A 15385-nucleotide genomic window follows, 5' to 3' on the forward strand; every position below is an offset into this window, starting at 1 on the left:
GGAATTAGCCGTAAAATCGGTATAAATTACCTTACCCTGATCTGATAAAATTAAGGTGCGAGTAGGTTTAACAGACTGCGGTTCTCCTTGATTTAAACCACTGATAGCCCCAGCAGAAATAGTTAACACGATCTCAGGTTGACCATTCTGATTAAAATCTAGCAACTGTACCGGCCAAATCCCTATTTTTTCCTCTATTTCCGCAAATTTGGGAACATCCCCCGGCAAAATATCTCCAGACACCTGTAAGACTCGCCAGATACTTGCTACAATAGAATCCATCCGACCAGGATTTTTTTGATATAATTCTTGTAAACTGATGGGAGATGGTTGAACCCATTCCAAAGCCGAAGTTGTTAAAGCTAAAGGTCGGGGTTGAACAGAAGTATCTGGTGCTTCAGAAATCGCACTCCCGGCAACTAAAAGACGTAAAAACCCACCCTGTAATTGTACTGCTTTGATTGTAGCAATATTAATTTGCTGTTCACCATTGGCTCCCCAAACAATAATTTGGATGGTAGGATCAACAGTGATTCCCAATATATCCCCAAAAAATTTACCAGGGTTCGCATTGGGTGGATTTAAATCAGTAAACGGATAATTGACCCAACTTGTACCATTATTAAAAGCGCTCACTTCGACTTGATACCAAACTTGATTACTGGTGATTATTAAATCGCTTTTAGGATCTATCGGCAACCATTGATTATAATTAATATTGGAGAGTTGTTGCACCGCACCAACAATACGACTGGGATGGGAGTCAAAAACTTGGTTTTTTGTTAATGCTGTATTGAGTTGTGCCAATAAATCTTGAATATATGTTATAGTATCTCCATCTATATTGGTTTGTTGTTGTAACCAAGCATTAGCTCGTTCTTCCCCCCTTTGAACTGCAAACATCAAAGTCACCCAACCTAATACAGCCTTTCTGGTGGGGTTTAACCGCAAAGCTACAGATGAACGATTCCATAACCTGCCTTTATCGGCTTTGAGTAAACTAGAAATTTCTAAGGCATTGTTGGGAGATGCCATAAATACATCTAAGGCCTTTTCCCAACTACCATCAATTAAATATGTTAAAACCTGCTGACTCGGACTAGCCCAGTTTTTCTCCGCTTGGATTTTGGTAAACTCTGAATGTAAGCGAATCAAATCAATTTGCGCTTGGGCGCTGGCTGGCATGGGTGTTTTTCGCTGCTTTTTGATTGATGTCAACCATTCAAACGCTGGTGTCCATAGTCCATTCCTCGCTAATAGTAGGGCTTTGGGATAGGAAGAGTCTTCAATTGCTGGTGATGCGAGGTTAATGGGTTCTAATTCTAGAGAATTGGGAAATAAACTGTTAGATTTGACTACATAGGCTTGTAAATGGGGTTCTAAGTCAACTGTGTAATCAACAACTAATTCCTTCTCCTGTGTACCAGTGATTTGTTCCCATTTAGGCAGGTTTTCTCGAGGAGATTTCCAGGATAGCATCTGGCGTAAGCTGTTAGCTTGCAAATTGTAGTGGACTATGTTACCATAGGATAGGGTTCTATCTCCTTGTTCCCATTCACCCCGTAAATAAAACCAAAATCCCGTTGATGGTGGAGAGTCTTCAAAGGCTTTTACCTCTGTTAACGGTAAATAAGTGGTAGTGTCAGGATTTTCTGATTCTGATTTACTTTGACCATAGGGGGCTTTGACAAAGGATTCATCTGTCCCCTTGATAGATAATTTAGTGATTAGTCGGTAATGTTTTTCTGGTTGTGAGAGAAAATTTAATTCCTTGGATTGTTGATAAATTCTTAGTTCTACCAAAGCTTGACAATTAGATTGGCAATTAGTACGCTTTTGAAAAACAGGCTGTAAAAACATTTTTTCTGCTGGATCACCCACAACCAGAGTTTCTCCAGGAAGACGTTTTTGTTGACTTAAACTCTGTTGTATTTCTTTAATTGTTTGGGGGCGATCGCTCTGATTTTGGGGAATACGCGCCCATTGTGGTAGAATCTCATTTAACCAAACTACCTGTTCTGGATTAAAGATGAAAAGAAGGCTAATCCAGGCTAGTGTGACAATTGATCCAATACAACCAAGCAAAACCATGATGGATAAAGTTGACCATAGCCAACTTTTCCCAGAGTTAGTCGGTTTTTGGGCGGTGTTTTGAATTTCTCCTGTGTTGCCCTGATAATCTATATTAGTAGCTTTGAGCGATCGCTTGGTCATTTTGGTTTTGTGTCAATATGATCTTTTTGATCTCACCCAGGGGTGCAAAGGAAGAAAATAAAGGTTTGTTTAGCGATCGCGCAGAAAATAGAATATCTTATTTTACATCTTTTTAACTATTTTTCATCTGCATATCGGCATCAATGGGGTTGAAATTAGGAGGGAATTGGGTAGTGCGATCGTAATCGGCTTTTTCTAAATGAGTCCCTGTTAAATTAGCTTGACGTAAATTAGCAGAAAACAACATTGCTCCTCGTAAATCTGCATCTATTAAATTTGCTTGACTCAAATCAGCGAAACTCAAATCACATCCCCGCAGATTAGCACCTCTCAAATTAGCTGTACTCAAATCAGCATAGCTCAAGTTAGCACCTTTCAAGTCAAAATTTTGTAAATCAGCATCAACCAATTCAGCCCTTTCAAAGTCTCGTATTCCAGATGCGTAACCCTTTAAAAGCCCCGTAGCATCATTAATGGGCTGTTGAAAATTTACTTCAGGCATAGAACAGCCTCACAATTTAACTAAAAATCTCTAAATATGGTTTAATAACACTATATATCAATTTAGTATATTTACTCCCAATTAAGTAGTCGGACAAAATTAAATTCATTCGTTACTTGATCTAAGTAATGGAGTATATTCCTATTCATCAGTGTCAGAATCTAAGATTTTGAATCAAGGGTTTAGCACTGCTAAACCCCTAATCAAATAAACTACACTGTGGCTAATTCTGGTGTAGGGCGCTTGCTATTACGAATGTTGGTAATTGCTTCAGCGTAATCTTTAGCGTTAAATACGGCTGAACCAGCAACGATCGCATTGGCACCTGCTTCCAAAACTTGCCAGGTATTATTGGCTTTTAGTCCCCCATCAACTTCGATCCAGGGGTCAAGTCCACGGTCATCACACATTTGGCGTAGTTGGCGAATTTTGGGTATGACGCTGGGAATAAAGCTTTGTCCACCAAAACCGGGGTTAACGCTCATAATCAGCACTAAATCGCAAAGCTCAATCACGTACTCAATCAACTCTAAAGGTGTGCCAGGATTAAGTACAACACCTGCTTTTTTGCCTAGTTCTTTGATTTGTCCTAAAGTACGATGTAGGTGGGGTGAAGCGTTATGTTCAGCGTGTACAGAAATAATATCAGCGCCAGCCTTAGCAAAACCTTCTACATACTTTTCTGGTTCGACAATCATCAAATGGACATCCAAGGGTTTAGAGGTAACTGGACGAATCGCCTCAACTATCAGGGGTCCGATCGTAATATTCGGTACGAAACGTCCATCCATTACATCAACGTGAATCCAATCGGCTCCGGCTTTGTCTACTGCACGAATTTCGTCACCCAGACGACTGAAATCCGCTGATAAAATAGATGGAGCGATCACAATGGGCTTTTGAGATAGGTTTTGGTTCATGGCTAGCAGGTGTTTAAGCGTCCTCGTCTGTAGGTATTGTAACAAAATAGGTGGAATTTGTTAATTAATAATTGGTGATTGGTGATTGGTGATTGGTGATTGGTGATTGGTGATTGGTGATTGGTGATTGGTGATTGGATGATCGTCCATTCCGTGTCATCTGTGTAATCCATTAAATCCGTGATATTGATATGAACAAAAAACTAAGTTGGATTATTGGGGGATTGGGTGTTTCGTGTTTGAGTTTGCCTGTTTTGGCGGCAAATTTCGGCAGTTCTTTGGGAATTAATGGGATTGATGCTCTTAAACTACAGCAAGCTCCTTACAATTTAACTGGGCGCAAAATTGCTATTGGTCAGGTAGAAATTGGGCGGCCGGGTATGTTCGGCTGGGATAAGGCGGTGTCTAAAAATCGGGCTGTATTTTTAGCGGGTGTGTTTTCACGCAATCTGCAAGCTAAATCCAATAGCGGTGTTGATCCTCACGCCTATAATGTTGCTTCTGTGATGGTGAGTCAAGATAAAGCTGTGCCTGGTATAGCCCCAAATGCGCGATTATATTCATCGGCGGTTGGTTCTACTAAAAATATGGGTCAACCGGAGGAGTGTTTATCAGCCCAACACATAGCTTTACAAAATGGTGGCGATATCCGCAGTATTAACTTTAGTTTTGGTGAACCTTTGACCCGTGACCCTCGCCCGGAGGCTGTTTTGGATGGGAATGCTTTATTGACGTTGTGTATTGATTGGTCTAGTCGGGTTCATGATGTGGTGTATGCGATCGCTGGCAATCAAGGCAAAGGTGGGATTCCCATTCCTACAGATAATTTTAACGGAGTTAACGTGGCTTTTTCATCCCGGAGAGAGGGGATTTTTAAAAAAGTTGATGTTTCTAATTTGGCTGGTAGTTATCAAGGGGTGGAAGGTCGTCTAGTGGGGAAAGAATTTAATCTTGGTGGTCGTCGGGCGATCAGTTTAGTTGCGCCTGGGAGTAATATTCCCTTATTGAACCCTGATGGTAAGGCGAATAAATCTACAGGTACAAGTTTTGCTGCACCCCATGTTACAGCTACGGTGGCTTTATTACAAGAATATAGCGATCGCCAGTTAATCAAAAAACAACCCAATTGGACTCCTTCTGCTCGTAATCATCAAGTTATGAAGGCTGTATTACTCAATTCAGCAGACAAACTGGAAGATCATGGTGATGGTTTGCGGTTGGGAATGACCCGGACTTTAATTGATAAACAAAATCAAGATTGGTTGGCTTCTGATGCTTTTAAAGATCAGACAATTCCCTTAGATGCTCAAATGGGATCAGGTCATTTAAACGCCTTTCGCGCCTATCAACAATTTAGCTCTGGTCAATGGCAATCTTCAACTCCTGTTCCGGCTATTGGTTGGGATTACTACAGTGTAAATGCTGATGCTTCTGTGGAATATGCTTTAGAAAAACCTTTAAAACAAGATAGTTTTGTCGCTATTACTTTAACTTGGAATCGGTTGGTGGAACTAAATGATCTAAACCAAAACCAAAAATATGATCTGGATGAAACATTTAGCGATCGCGGTTTGAATAATCTCGATCTTTACTTAGTTAAAGCTGATGCAAAAAATTCTGATTCTGGTATTGTTTGCTCCTCAATCAGCCAAATTGATAGCGTCGAACATATTTTCTGTCCAGTTCCTACTAAAGGTAATTATAAAATTCGCGTCCAGTTTCGTCAACAAGTTAATGAACCAACTCAACCCTATGCTTTAGCATGGTGGACAGCAAAGTAAAGAATAGTCCGTATTGCAATAGGTTTTTCTAAAGTCTTTTTGTTATCCTTACTGCCCTAATTTACTAACTAATGTAAGTTGCTAGTTAGATCAAATAAGGTGCGTCAGAAACTTAAAATTACTGATTTTAGCCTAAATTATTCTGTCTGACGTGGTTGGTGAGCTTGCCGAACCACACCCTACAAACTACAAAATATCCGAAAAATAAATAACTAGCAACTTGAGTTAACTATTGAATTTGAACAGTATCAACGCTAATTTCTGCGACACTTGCCAGTTGTAAATCATTACTTAACAATACTGCATCATAAATTAGGGCAGTAGCACAAATGATCGCATCTGGTAATTTCAGTCGATACTGCTTACGCAGTTTGATAACAGCATTTTTCAAATCTTTATCTAGACCAACTACTATTACTTGTGATAGAAAATGTTGAATTTTTAACTCTTCTTCCGCGCTAATCGCTGGATAAGAAAGCATTTCAATTTCGCTGATCACAGACAAGTAGAATTCACCAACAGGTAAGGTGTTTAGAAGCCGTCCACCTAAAAGATATAAGGTAACATTCGTATCAATAACGTATCTTTTGTTCGTCACGTCCATTCATTCCGTATCTGATGTTGAAATTCAAGCGGATCTTGCCTGATCTGGATAATGCCACTGAAGGAATTGAGATCGACAACCTGAGCAGGGGAGTGATAGCTTTTCTGAACTAGCTGTGCCTTTAACCAGTTCTGCTCTTCTGGTGGCAATGCTAAAATCATTTGCTTGATTGATTGTACGAGTTTAACATTCATAATTCATATAGCTGCTTTTCAAGATGAATTGTTTAAATCATACTTCTTTTGCCTATTGCAATCCAGTGTGGTATGAGTTGTGGGGTTCTGCATTGCACAGACTATAGTGGTGGTGGAGTTAAATCCCAGATTGTACGCGCCACAAACTGGCATAAATACCATCCAGTGCGAGTAATTCTTCATGTTTACCCTGCTCGACAATTTGACCATTATCCATGACATAAATACAATGACTGTGGCGTATTGTAGATAGACGATGGGCGATCGCGATCGTTGTCCGATTTACGGTAATCTTATCTAAAGAGCGTTGAATTGCCGCTTCCGTCTCATTATCCACCGCAGATGTCGCTTCATCTAAAATCAAAATTGGTGGATTTTTCAAAACTGCTCTAGCTATAGCTATCCGTTGGCGTTGTCCCCCAGATAATTTTTGTCCTCGTTCCCCAACTATCGTCTCATAACCTTGGGATAATTCCACAATAAAATCATGTGCCTCCGCAATTTTTGCTGCTTCAATAATTGCTGCATCATTAGCCTCAAAAGTCCCGTAGGCGATATTTTCCGCTACTGTACCATGAAATAAAAATACATCTTGACTCACTAAACCAATGCTGCGACGCAAATCAGATAAATTCAACTTTTGAATATCAATGCCATCAATGGTAATTGAGCCATGAGAAACATCATAAAAACGCAATAATAATTTCACTAAAGTGCTTTTACCAGAACCAGTTGAACCAACAATGGCAATAGTTGTTCCGGCAGGAATATGTAATGATAAATTTTTAATGATCGCCTTACTATTGCGATAGGCAAAGGTAACGTTTTTAAAATCAACTTCACCCCGCACATTTTCAGCAACTAAAGGCACATCTCCTGTAGTAATTTCGATGGGAGTATCTAATAAATCCATCACTCGCCTAGTAGAAGCCATTCCTCTTTGATAACGGTCAAAAGTTTCTCCTAAAAAAACCAATGGCCACAGTAATCTTTGTACAAGCACCAGTAAAACACTATAATTACCTATGGATATTTTCTGTGAATATGCTGCCATTCCTCCCAGAAATAACAAAGCCGTAAACCCTGCTAAAACCAACATTCTAATTAAGGGAATAAAAGCCGCAGAAAGTTTAATTGCTTTGGCGTTACTTTTTCTATAAGCTTCACTTTCTTCTGCTAGTCTGGCACTTTCATATTTCTCTGCTGTGAAACTTTTTATGGTTATAATTCCACTAATATTATTAGCTAACCGGGAATTGAGAAAACCAACTTTTTCTCTGACATCAGCATAACGTGGTTCAAGACGTTTTTGATATACCAAAGAACCCCAAAGAATAAAGGGCATGGGTAACATTGCTGTTAGAGTAATATTTACTGGCAAAATAAAAAACGCCCCAGCAATTAAAACTATTAAGGAAGTTGTGACTTGAATAATCTCATTTGCTCCCCCATTTAAAAAATCTTCGAGTTGGTTGATATCATCGCTGAGAATTGACATCAAACCGCCTGTACTACTGTCTTCAAAATAAGCTGATTCTAATTCTTGTAAATGATTGTAGGCATCTAAGCGTAAATTATGTTGAATGTTTTGGGCTAAATTTCGCCAAAGTCTATTATAGGCATACTCAGAGAGTGATTCAAATATCCAAACAATAATGGTGATTAATGAAAGTATCACAAATTGCCATACTACTTCTTTAATGCCAAATTTAGCGATCAAAGAATTTTGTTGTTGAACTAATATATCTACAGCAATACCAACCAACCACGGTGGTGCTAAATCTAAAATAGTATTGATTACAGAGTAGGTAGAGGCTTGATAAATTTGAACCCGATATTTTTGTCCATATTGCAGTAATCGTTGTAGGGGAGGAAGTTGATTTGATATCTGATGCAGTTTAGCTGTCATTGTCTGAGTTAAATTTTAATAATTTAAGTTTTTTAGTTAGTCATTACAGCAGCAATTGACCGAAATATCTAGAGTGTACTATTGATTGATATGTAAATTCTATCCAAAAACGGCAAATTTCTATCCAGAAATGGTAATTTATAGCTTATTTAGATAAGTTTGAAGGTAAAAGTCAAAGGGAGGTAGAAGATATGTTAGGAATTACACTCTAATAAATACGGGTTTACTGAGAAATAAAGGAAAAGGGACGCGAAGTAGAATAGTATCAGCTTATTGTACGTCTATTAACCCGACTGGTGAGAGAATTATCCCAGGAGGTGCGATCGCGCATCGAATCCCTTCCCTTAGAACAATTGGAAAATCTAGGGGAAGCGCTGCTTGATTTTACCAGCATGGCTGATTTAGATGCTTGGTTGTCGGGATTGGATGGTAATTCTTAAAAAGCGATCGCACCCACTTCGGGGGAGTTAATAGGCGATCGCTAACACTAAGCTGTACCCTAGCGCACATTTATTCTTAACCTATTTACAGTAGTTGGTACTTTATTCGTTTGCTTATTCGATTTCGCTGCGTTTCACCCAACCTACAGGAGACTGCGATCGCACTGAATTACACGCTTGGCTAGAAGCACTTGAAAACTAACTATAGGACTTCTATTTGATTTTTGAAAAAATCCGTACATTCACATCTTGCACCAAGCAACTGAAGTCAGTTAATTTTGATTCACTGTTTTAGCCAAGGGTGATAGTTGGTCTTGTAAAGATTGAAGAGTAATCTGTGTACCACTGGGTGAAGGTAAACCCAGACAAATATAAGTAGGAATAAAGTAAACTCGGTTGTTTCTACTCGCAGTTAATGACTGAGCCAGAGTGTTTGTTTTCCAGGAATTTTTGACAGATTGCAATTGAGTTTCTGCAAAACTATTAGTATTTTTTATTCTGCCTAATTCTACAATGTTATGCCCTTGGACAATGATTAAATCGGCATTAAGTTGGGGTAATATTTCTACCGAAATCGGTTGAGTAATATTTTTCGGCTCAGAGTGGGAAACAGTGGCTAGTTTAAATCCAATATCCTCTAATAAACTCCCACAAAAATCTAGAGGAGTAACCAGATTGATTGAGGAGTTGAGTTGTTGTGAGGAAACCATGAGGACTTTTGGATAGGCTTTCACAACCGATGCTAATGCTTGACGGGTTGTTGCTATTTGTTGACGATGGGCTGCTATGATTTTTTTAGCTTGATTGCTGCGTCCTAATACTTGAGCGATCGCTTGTAGAGAATCTTGCCATTTATCCCTACCAACATACTCAAATAGCAATGTAGGAGCAATTCGTGAAAGTTGAGTATACTGTTGCTGATTTCCCCTAATATCCCCCAAAATTAAATCGGGCTTGAGTCTGATGATAGTTTCTAGGGATGGTTTGCTACTCATCCCCAGGTTAGCAATTGGTTGGGTAATGCGATCACCTAAATAGGGAATCTGCTGGCTAGGCTGATCAAAGTCACCGTGACGATTGGTAAATATTTCGGCGTAGCCAATCGGCTGTACATCTAAGGAAAGTAAGATGTCTAACATCTTGGGATTGAGAACCACAATCCGTTGCGGCTGTCCACAAATCTGCGTTTTTCCCCCCAGATGTCGCACCGTTTGACAATCACCTGGGGGGGTGGGTGTGCGATGAGAAGATGGGATGTCAGTCGGTTGGCGATGACAACCTAAAAGTGAGACTAACATCAAACAACTTAACAGTAATAATCGCACAATTACCCACATCCTAAAAACTCACCGAAATCGAACCTACAACCGAGAAAGGTTCTCCAGGGATACCTGCACTGGTGCGGCTACCAAATCGCCCCTTGCTGTTTGTGTATTCAACATCAAATAGATTTCGGAAATTGAGGGCAAATTTCCAGTTGTCTCGGCGGTAAAATAATGCTGCATTGGTGAGGAAATAGCTATCTAGGGTAAAACTATTATTCAAATCTCCTGGACGTTCGCCAACGTAGTTAACCCCAATTCCCCCGCCCAACCCTTGCAAACTCCCACTTTGAATTTCGTAGGTTGTCCACAGACTGGCTTTGTGTTGGGGAATCCCTGTCAAGCTGTTGCCCACAGGAATAGTATTATCTTGAGTGACTGTTGCATCCGTATAGCTATAGGAAGTAATCATATTCCAGCCAGGTAAAATTTTTCCCGTCAAATCTAATTCTACACCTCGGCTGCGCTGTTCACCTGTGGCAATGGAAATACCCAATCCTGGAAAATTCGGATCTTCCGTAACGACATTCTGCTTGGTAACGTCAAAATAAGCTAACGTCGCCAACAAATTTCCACCTAATATTTCTGTTTTTACCCCTAGTTCAAATCCTTCCCCTCGTTCAGGTTTCAAGGGATTGCCATCTGCTCCTATTTCATCCACATTGGGGTTAAATGATTGGGAATAACTACCGTAGAAGGAAACATTGGGAATTAGTTGATAAACTAAACCGACTCTGGGTGTCCAGGCAGAATCATTTTGAGTTGTATCACCACCTGGGTAAAATAAAGCAGGTACATTCTCAGTTCTTTGGGCTATTGTTTCATAGCGCAAACCTAGTAGTAGGTTTAATTTTGCAAAGATCTCAATTTGATCTTGCAGATAAATTCCTAAGCGATCGCTTTCCGAATCCCGATCAAAAAGCAATCTATTGAAATTTGGCCGATTTACGCCATAGCTGGGATTGAAAACATTAATGGGGAAAGGGGTAAAGTTAGCTAAAGCAAAGCGACTGGTATTGTTGCGACTTAAATCTGCGCCAAATAGTAAAGTGTGTTTGAGTCCGCCAGTGGTAAATTTACCAACAACGTTAGTTTGTAAGGCGTAATTGCGAGAATTGAAATCATCGAAAGCAAAAACTCGATTAAGATTACCAGTTATTTCGTTAAATCCCAGAAAGATGCTGAGTTTATCAGAGAAAACGGTGGAATCTGTAAAGCGAAAAGCATTGCGAATTGACCAGTTATCGCTAAATTTGTGGTCTATAGATAAATTCAGACTCAAGAAATCACGCCGGAGGAAATCATCGGGTTCATTAAAAATCCTACTACGCGGAGTATCCACAACTCCATCCCCAAAAGCCACTGTACCGGAATCCCAAGGTTGTTCGCGGTTAGAGACTTGTAAATCAAAAGCTAAGTTGGTGCGATCGCTAATTTTCCAGGTTAACGCAGGTGCAATAAAAAATTGCTTAAACTCTTGATCAAAATCTCGAAAACCATCTCGGCGAGAATATACTGCATTCAACCGATAAAGTAGGCGTTTGTCATCTGTTAAAGGCCCGGAAATATCTATTTGCGGACGAATCAAGCCATCGGAACCAAATTGTAGTTCACCTTGATAAAAAGCTTCAGATAGAGGTTGTTTCGTAACTATATTAATTAAACCTCCAGGTTGAATCTCACCATAAAGTATAGATGCTGGCCCTTTTAACACCTCAATGCGTTCTATGTTGGCGACTTCGGGAATCTCAGCAAAATCATATTGACGAAAGCCATTTTGCAATACAGGTGCTTGGTCAAATCCCCGAATACTATAGTTTAAATCACTGCCCGTATCTGTACCGTTATAGACAACACTACTAGAATTTTGTAAAGCTTCCTCTAAGCGAGTTACTTGCTGCTCTTCTAAAACTTGGCGAGGAATCACCTGAATTGACTGGGGAATTTTCAAAATCGGTGTATCTGTGCGTGTGGCTGTACTCGAATTCGGTGTGAAATACTGGTCTTGTTCCCCGGTAACTACTAACTCAATTGGTTCATCCTGTTGCGCTGTTGGTTCTTCTTGCGGTGTTTGTGGTGGCTGTGTCGCAGTCGTTGTAGATGCTACAGCAAAAATTAAGCCTTCATCCCCATCAAATAACTCAACTGTAGGCAAAACTTTCTCACCCAGTACCATCACGCGCACACCATTAGCATCAATGTTTGTAACACTTATTTCAGTAATGCCCGCAGTCGGTTTTTCCGAACGGAATGTGAAAGCTTCTCCCGATGATAAGTGCAACTGAGCATTAGGGATATCTACAATAAAGTTATTACCTTCACTGCGATTTGTGACTTGCAGTTTTTCCCCTTGGGTTGTTTCTAAAATTACTTCTACACCTTTATCTGTGGGACTTGCCTTGACTCCTGTAACCAGTACAGTTGATTGAGCCAGTAAAATTTTCTGCCTAATGGCATTTTGCTGCTTTTCTGATGCCAATACCTGTGCAGGTTGACATACACTACAGATGATCCCGACTACACCCACTACCAACCACAGATGAATTTTCAGTGATAATGCCAAACCCTTGCTGCTAAAAGCAAAATGCCAACTTTTCATGCTACTCCCTACACCACTAAATAATATTACTTATTGCGTAAATTTCTTAATTACCAATAAACAGAGTGTAAAAGAGTAGAGCGAGTTGAGTCTATCCCAAAACAGTCTTATAGTCCCGAAACAAGCTTTTTACTCAAAGAATATTCTCGTGGGGTGATGCCAAACTTGCGTTTAAAGGCAGCAGCGAAATGTCCTAAATGAGAATAACCCACAATATTCGCAACTTCAGCAACTGTAAAACTACGATTCTGTAACAGTTCATGGGCCTGTTCCATACGCTGATTTGTCAAATAACCAAACACAGTTGTACCGAATTGCATCTGAAATCCTCTTTGCAGGGTACTCTCACTCACACCTATCTGTTGTGCCAACTCGGACAATAACGGTGGATTCTCTAAACGTGCTTGTAAAATTTCCTTGGCATGATAAATCTTGGCAATAGTTTCTTGTTTTAAGCGTGATGGTAATTGCTTGACTTGATGATCTTCTAAGAAAGGAGCTAACTGCAAAGCCATTAATTCTATGACTTTACCCTGTAAATACATCCGCCTAGTTACTCCTTGATAGGGACAGTTAATAATTTGCAGTACGACACTTTGAATAGCTGGATGAGTCTTGGGGTAAATTAATGATTGCTGATTACTTTCTTTTGCCAAAAATTTTAACTCAGGTAGCATTTCCCCATCCTTACCAGGGAAAAAAGTCCTCAATAGCTGGGGTGGCATTTCTATGTCAACCCCTAAAATCCTTTGAGAATGGGGATAGAGTACGTCAATTTTGTGCTGAGTGCCACCACCAGAAATTAATGTATATCCTCCCCCAACCTGCCCATATTGATCCGTGTACATACCTACTGCTAAAGCACCAAACTGGAGAGGATGATTATTCATTGGGGTTTTCAACACAATATCGTGATGATATTTTTTATCAAAAATATATAACCAAAGTTGAGGATATACTTCAATTGTACGATAGTAGCCTCTACCAAGCTGTTTGGGCATTTCATCAAGATATTCAGATGTTTCTAACACTGGGCAGTAGGCAGTATTTTCCTTACTTGCTTTTAAAAGTTCATTGTAGTCTTGAATGGTTAAGGTAATTGTCATTGCCAAGAATCATTGAGGTTAATGATAATTAATTGTAAGAATTTTACCATTAGGTGATAGATTCTCGTCAAACAGCAGCTTCATTAGGAAGAATAGCTAAACGGCGATCGCGGTTTGCAGCATAGGCAAAGCAGGCTTGAATATCAGTAAGGGTTAAATCAGGAAAATGGTCTAGCACTTCAGAAATAGTCATACCACCCCCCAGATAATCAAACACATCTGTAACGGTAATACGAGTACCTTTAATGCAGGGCTTTCCACTGCGAATCCGTGGGTCGATAGTGATACGCTCTTGATAGTTCACAGCAAAAACTCCTGGAAATAGCTATGTTTACTCTTCTATGATATAAAAGCGATCATTGAGATAATTACAGGCGATCGCTAACACTAAACTGTACCCTAATGCACATTTATTCTTAACCTATTTACAGTAGTTGGTACTTTATTCGTTTGCTTGTTGGGTTTCGCTGTGTTTCACTCAACCTACAAGAGCTTGCTTGCAATACCTGACGAATCAACTTGTGTTGGGAGTAAATTTTACTTGAGGTTGCCAATTACTTCAATCAGTCCAGTCTGGAAGGCTGTGTCATAGGTGATAACAGGCAAGCTTTCGAGTTCAGATTGAGCCATTATTATGCGGTCAAAAGGATCTCGATGAGCAATTGGTAAGCTTCCTGCTCTAAGGGCATGATCTGTGGTGATGGCAAGTTCGATAAATTTAGCCTGATGCAGTATTTGCGAATATTGTTCAACCAGTTGTTTGGCTTCGGGTAGTTTGCCGATGCGGTATTTGGTGGCAATTTCCCAAGCGGAAGAGCTGCTAACAATGATGTAATTTACTGGGTTGCGAATGATTTCTCGGCAGTTAGTGTGCAGTTTTGTATCATCAAAGAGCCACCATAGTAAAGATATGGGTGTCGAGAAGGTAGCTCATTCCCATTGCTGAAGTTCCTCTTCTGGCAGTGGTTCAAAGAAAGCATCGCTAAGTTTCCCTTTCAATAAACCAGGGGTACGGGGTTGTGTGCGTTCCTGACTTAAACCTAGTCGAAAATAATGAATTAGGTTATAAAGTTCTGCGAGTTTATCTTCAGGTATATCTTGCAGTTCTTGAACAATCTTTTGAATTAACATAAGTCAAGTATTTTTAACCTTAGTAGTATTATACTCCTCTTTATGTATAGATAGTCGAACTATGCTATACCATTGTTCGACTATTTGCGAGGTTGGGTGATGTGTTACGCTTTGCTAAAGCATCCTACAGGAACAGCGATCGCTCTCTACGAGACGCTACTGCAAACGCCACAGGCATCGCACTACGAATTATTTGACGGTGGTATTTGAGCGAAAATAGCAGATTGTAACAGTTCAGGAATCTGTTTCCAAACTACATTGCCTTTATCGCTTTTGATATACAGTTGCATAAAATATAATAAGGCTGTGGCACTTTCTCCAGGGGTAAGATTGACGAAGAGATAGGTGGGTTTATCTGGGTATGAGGCAGCTACAACACAGCCTTGATTACAAGCCCACAAACATTCAACGGGTTTAATTTCCAGTTCATTATGTAACAATTTTTCATGACATAAATCATTTAGTTTGTCAATTAAAATTGCACCATCAAAAGGGGGGTTTTCTGGTCTTTTTTGAGCAGAACTGTGACAAGATTTGCAGACAAATAGATTATATTTTGGCATAAGTTTAAGTAATCTTAACTATGTATTTATCAAGGTCATCAAGCATTGCATAAGCTGCAAGAATATTCAATCCCCGCCAAACAGAAAAATCTACTATATA

At 39.7% G+C, this 15385-nt stretch carries 14 protein-coding genes and 1 pseudogene; 2 read left to right on the top strand and 13 right to left on the bottom strand.

Going from position 1 to position 15385, the window contains the following annotated elements; all coding sequences use genetic code 11:
* The 3 genes from VB711_RS19825 to rpe all read right to left on the bottom strand — a co-directional run.
* On the bottom strand, nucleotides 1–2214 hold a 2214-nt coding region (locus VB711_RS19825), incomplete at its 3' end, for a hypothetical protein (protein ID WP_323287982.1).
* Between the two features lie 112 nt (nucleotides 2215–2326).
* The gene (locus VB711_RS19830; protein ID WP_323287984.1) at nucleotides 2327–2716 is read right to left on the bottom strand and encodes a pentapeptide repeat-containing protein; all 390 of its coding nucleotides are present in this window, start codon (nucleotides 2714–2716) and stop codon (nucleotides 2327–2329) included.
* 212 nt (nucleotides 2717–2928) lie between these two features.
* Entirely contained in the window at nucleotides 2929–3636 is a 708-nt protein-coding gene (gene rpe, locus VB711_RS19835) for a ribulose-phosphate 3-epimerase (protein ID WP_323287985.1), read from the bottom strand.
* Between the two features lie 191 nt (nucleotides 3637–3827).
* Here rpe and VB711_RS19840 point away from each other — a divergent pair, with 191 nt between their 5' ends.
* On the top strand, nucleotides 3828–5417 hold the full coding sequence (locus VB711_RS19840) for a S8 family serine peptidase (RefSeq protein WP_323287987.1): 1590 nt from the start codon (nucleotides 3828–3830) through the stop codon (nucleotides 5415–5417).
* Between the two features lie 229 nt (nucleotides 5418–5646).
* On the opposite strand, the gene VB711_RS19845 is transcribed toward VB711_RS19840, so the two are convergent.
* From VB711_RS19845 to VB711_RS19855, 3 genes are all read right to left on the bottom strand, one after another.
* Nucleotides 5647–6021 carry a type II toxin-antitoxin system VapC family toxin gene (locus VB711_RS19845; RefSeq protein WP_323287988.1) on the bottom strand — a complete coding sequence of 125 codons (375 nt, stop codon included), beginning with the start codon at nucleotides 6019–6021 and terminating at the stop codon, nucleotides 5647–5649.
* Nucleotides 6012–6215, bottom strand: coding sequence for a hypothetical protein (locus VB711_RS19850; protein ID WP_323287989.1), 204 nt, complete (start codon nucleotides 6213–6215; stop codon nucleotides 6012–6014). The genes VB711_RS19845 and VB711_RS19850 overlap by 10 nt, the downstream gene beginning before the upstream one ends.
* Before the next feature lie 118 nt (nucleotides 6216–6333).
* Nucleotides 6334–8124, bottom strand: coding sequence for an ABC transporter ATP-binding protein (locus VB711_RS19855; RefSeq protein WP_323287990.1), 1791 nt, complete (start codon nucleotides 8122–8124; stop codon nucleotides 6334–6336).
* A 272-nt stretch (nucleotides 8125–8396) separates the two neighbouring features.
* On the opposite strand from VB711_RS19855, the gene VB711_RS26515 reads away from it, so the two are divergent.
* The gene (locus tag VB711_RS26515) at nucleotides 8397–8564 is read left to right on the top strand and encodes a DUF4351 domain-containing protein (RefSeq protein ID WP_416233596.1); all 168 of its coding nucleotides are present in this window, start codon (nucleotides 8397–8399) and stop codon (nucleotides 8562–8564) included.
* Between the two features lie 272 nt (nucleotides 8565–8836).
* On the opposite strand, the gene VB711_RS19865 is transcribed toward VB711_RS26515, so the two are convergent.
* The 7 genes and pseudogenes from VB711_RS19865 to VB711_RS19895 all read right to left on the bottom strand — a co-directional run bounded on the left by VB711_RS19865 (nucleotide 8837) and on the right by VB711_RS19895 (nucleotide 15285).
* Complete coding sequence (locus tag VB711_RS19865) at nucleotides 8837–9889, bottom strand: iron-siderophore ABC transporter substrate-binding protein (protein ID WP_323287991.1); 1053 nt, start codon at nucleotides 9887–9889, stop codon at nucleotides 8837–8839.
* A gap of 13 nt (nucleotides 9890–9902) precedes the next feature.
* Nucleotides 9903–12485 carry a TonB-dependent siderophore receptor gene (locus tag VB711_RS19870; RefSeq protein WP_323287992.1) on the bottom strand — a complete coding sequence of 861 codons (2583 nt, stop codon included), beginning with the start codon at nucleotides 12483–12485 and terminating at the stop codon, nucleotides 9903–9905.
* Nucleotides 12486–12592: 107 nt separating this feature from the next.
* Nucleotides 12593–13591 carry an AraC family transcriptional regulator gene (locus VB711_RS19875; RefSeq protein ID WP_323287993.1) on the bottom strand — a complete coding sequence of 333 codons (999 nt, stop codon included), beginning with the start codon at nucleotides 13589–13591 and terminating at the stop codon, nucleotides 12593–12595.
* Between the two features lie 67 nt (nucleotides 13592–13658).
* Nucleotides 13659–13895, bottom strand: coding sequence for a DUF433 domain-containing protein (locus VB711_RS19880; protein ID WP_323287994.1), 237 nt, complete (start codon nucleotides 13893–13895; stop codon nucleotides 13659–13661).
* Nucleotides 13896–14224: 329 nt separating this feature from the next.
* A pseudogene (locus VB711_RS19885) lies at nucleotides 14225–14503 on the bottom strand (type II toxin-antitoxin system VapC family toxin); the annotation flags it as partial.
* A gap of 18 nt (nucleotides 14504–14521) precedes the next feature.
* On the bottom strand, nucleotides 14522–14722 hold the full coding sequence (locus VB711_RS19890) for a hypothetical protein (protein ID WP_323287995.1): 201 nt from the start codon (nucleotides 14720–14722) through the stop codon (nucleotides 14522–14524).
* Between the two features lie 182 nt (nucleotides 14723–14904).
* Nucleotides 14905–15285: a DUF1636 domain-containing protein gene (locus VB711_RS19895; RefSeq protein ID WP_323287996.1), complete on the bottom strand. Its 381-nt coding sequence runs from the start codon at nucleotides 15283–15285 to the stop codon at nucleotides 14905–14907.
* Between the last annotated feature and the right edge of the window lie 100 nt (nucleotides 15286–15385).

It is taken from the genome of Cronbergia sp. UHCC 0137, assembly GCF_034932285.1.
Classification (GTDB): domain Bacteria; phylum Cyanobacteriota; class Cyanobacteriia; order Cyanobacteriales; family Nostocaceae; genus Cronbergia.

Excerpts from the sequence above, each read along its gene's own strand:
- VB711_RS19830 (WP_323287984.1), bottom strand. The coding sequence starts at position 2,716 with ATGCCTGAAGTAAATTTTCAACAGCCCATTAATGATGCTACGGGGCTT.
- rpe (WP_323287985.1), bottom strand. The coding sequence starts at position 3,636 with ATGAACCAAAACCTATCTCAAAAGCCCATTGTGATCGCTCCATCTATT.
- VB711_RS19840 (WP_323287987.1), top strand. The coding sequence starts at position 3,828 with ATGAACAAAAAACTAAGTTGGATTATTGGGGGATTGGGTGTTTCGTGT.
- VB711_RS19845 (WP_323287988.1), bottom strand. The coding sequence starts at position 6,021 with ATGGACGTGACGAACAAAAGATACGTTATTGATACGAATGTTACCTTA.
- VB711_RS19850 (WP_323287989.1), bottom strand. The coding sequence starts at position 6,215 with ATGAATGTTAAACTCGTACAATCAATCAAGCAAATGATTTTAGCATTG.
- VB711_RS19855 (WP_323287990.1), bottom strand. The coding sequence starts at position 8,124 with ATGACAGCTAAACTGCATCAGATATCAAATCAACTTCCTCCCCTACAA.
- VB711_RS19870 (WP_323287992.1), bottom strand. The coding sequence starts at position 12,485 with ATGAAAAGTTGGCATTTTGCTTTTAGCAGCAAGGGTTTGGCATTATCA.
- VB711_RS19875 (WP_323287993.1), bottom strand. The coding sequence starts at position 13,591 with ATGACAATTACCTTAACCATTCAAGACTACAATGAACTTTTAAAAGCA.
- VB711_RS19890 (WP_323287995.1), bottom strand. The coding sequence starts at position 14,722 with ATGTTAATTCAAAAGATTGTTCAAGAACTGCAAGATATACCTGAAGAT.
- VB711_RS19895 (WP_323287996.1), bottom strand. The coding sequence starts at position 15,285 with ATGCCAAAATATAATCTATTTGTCTGCAAATCTTGTCACAGTTCTGCT.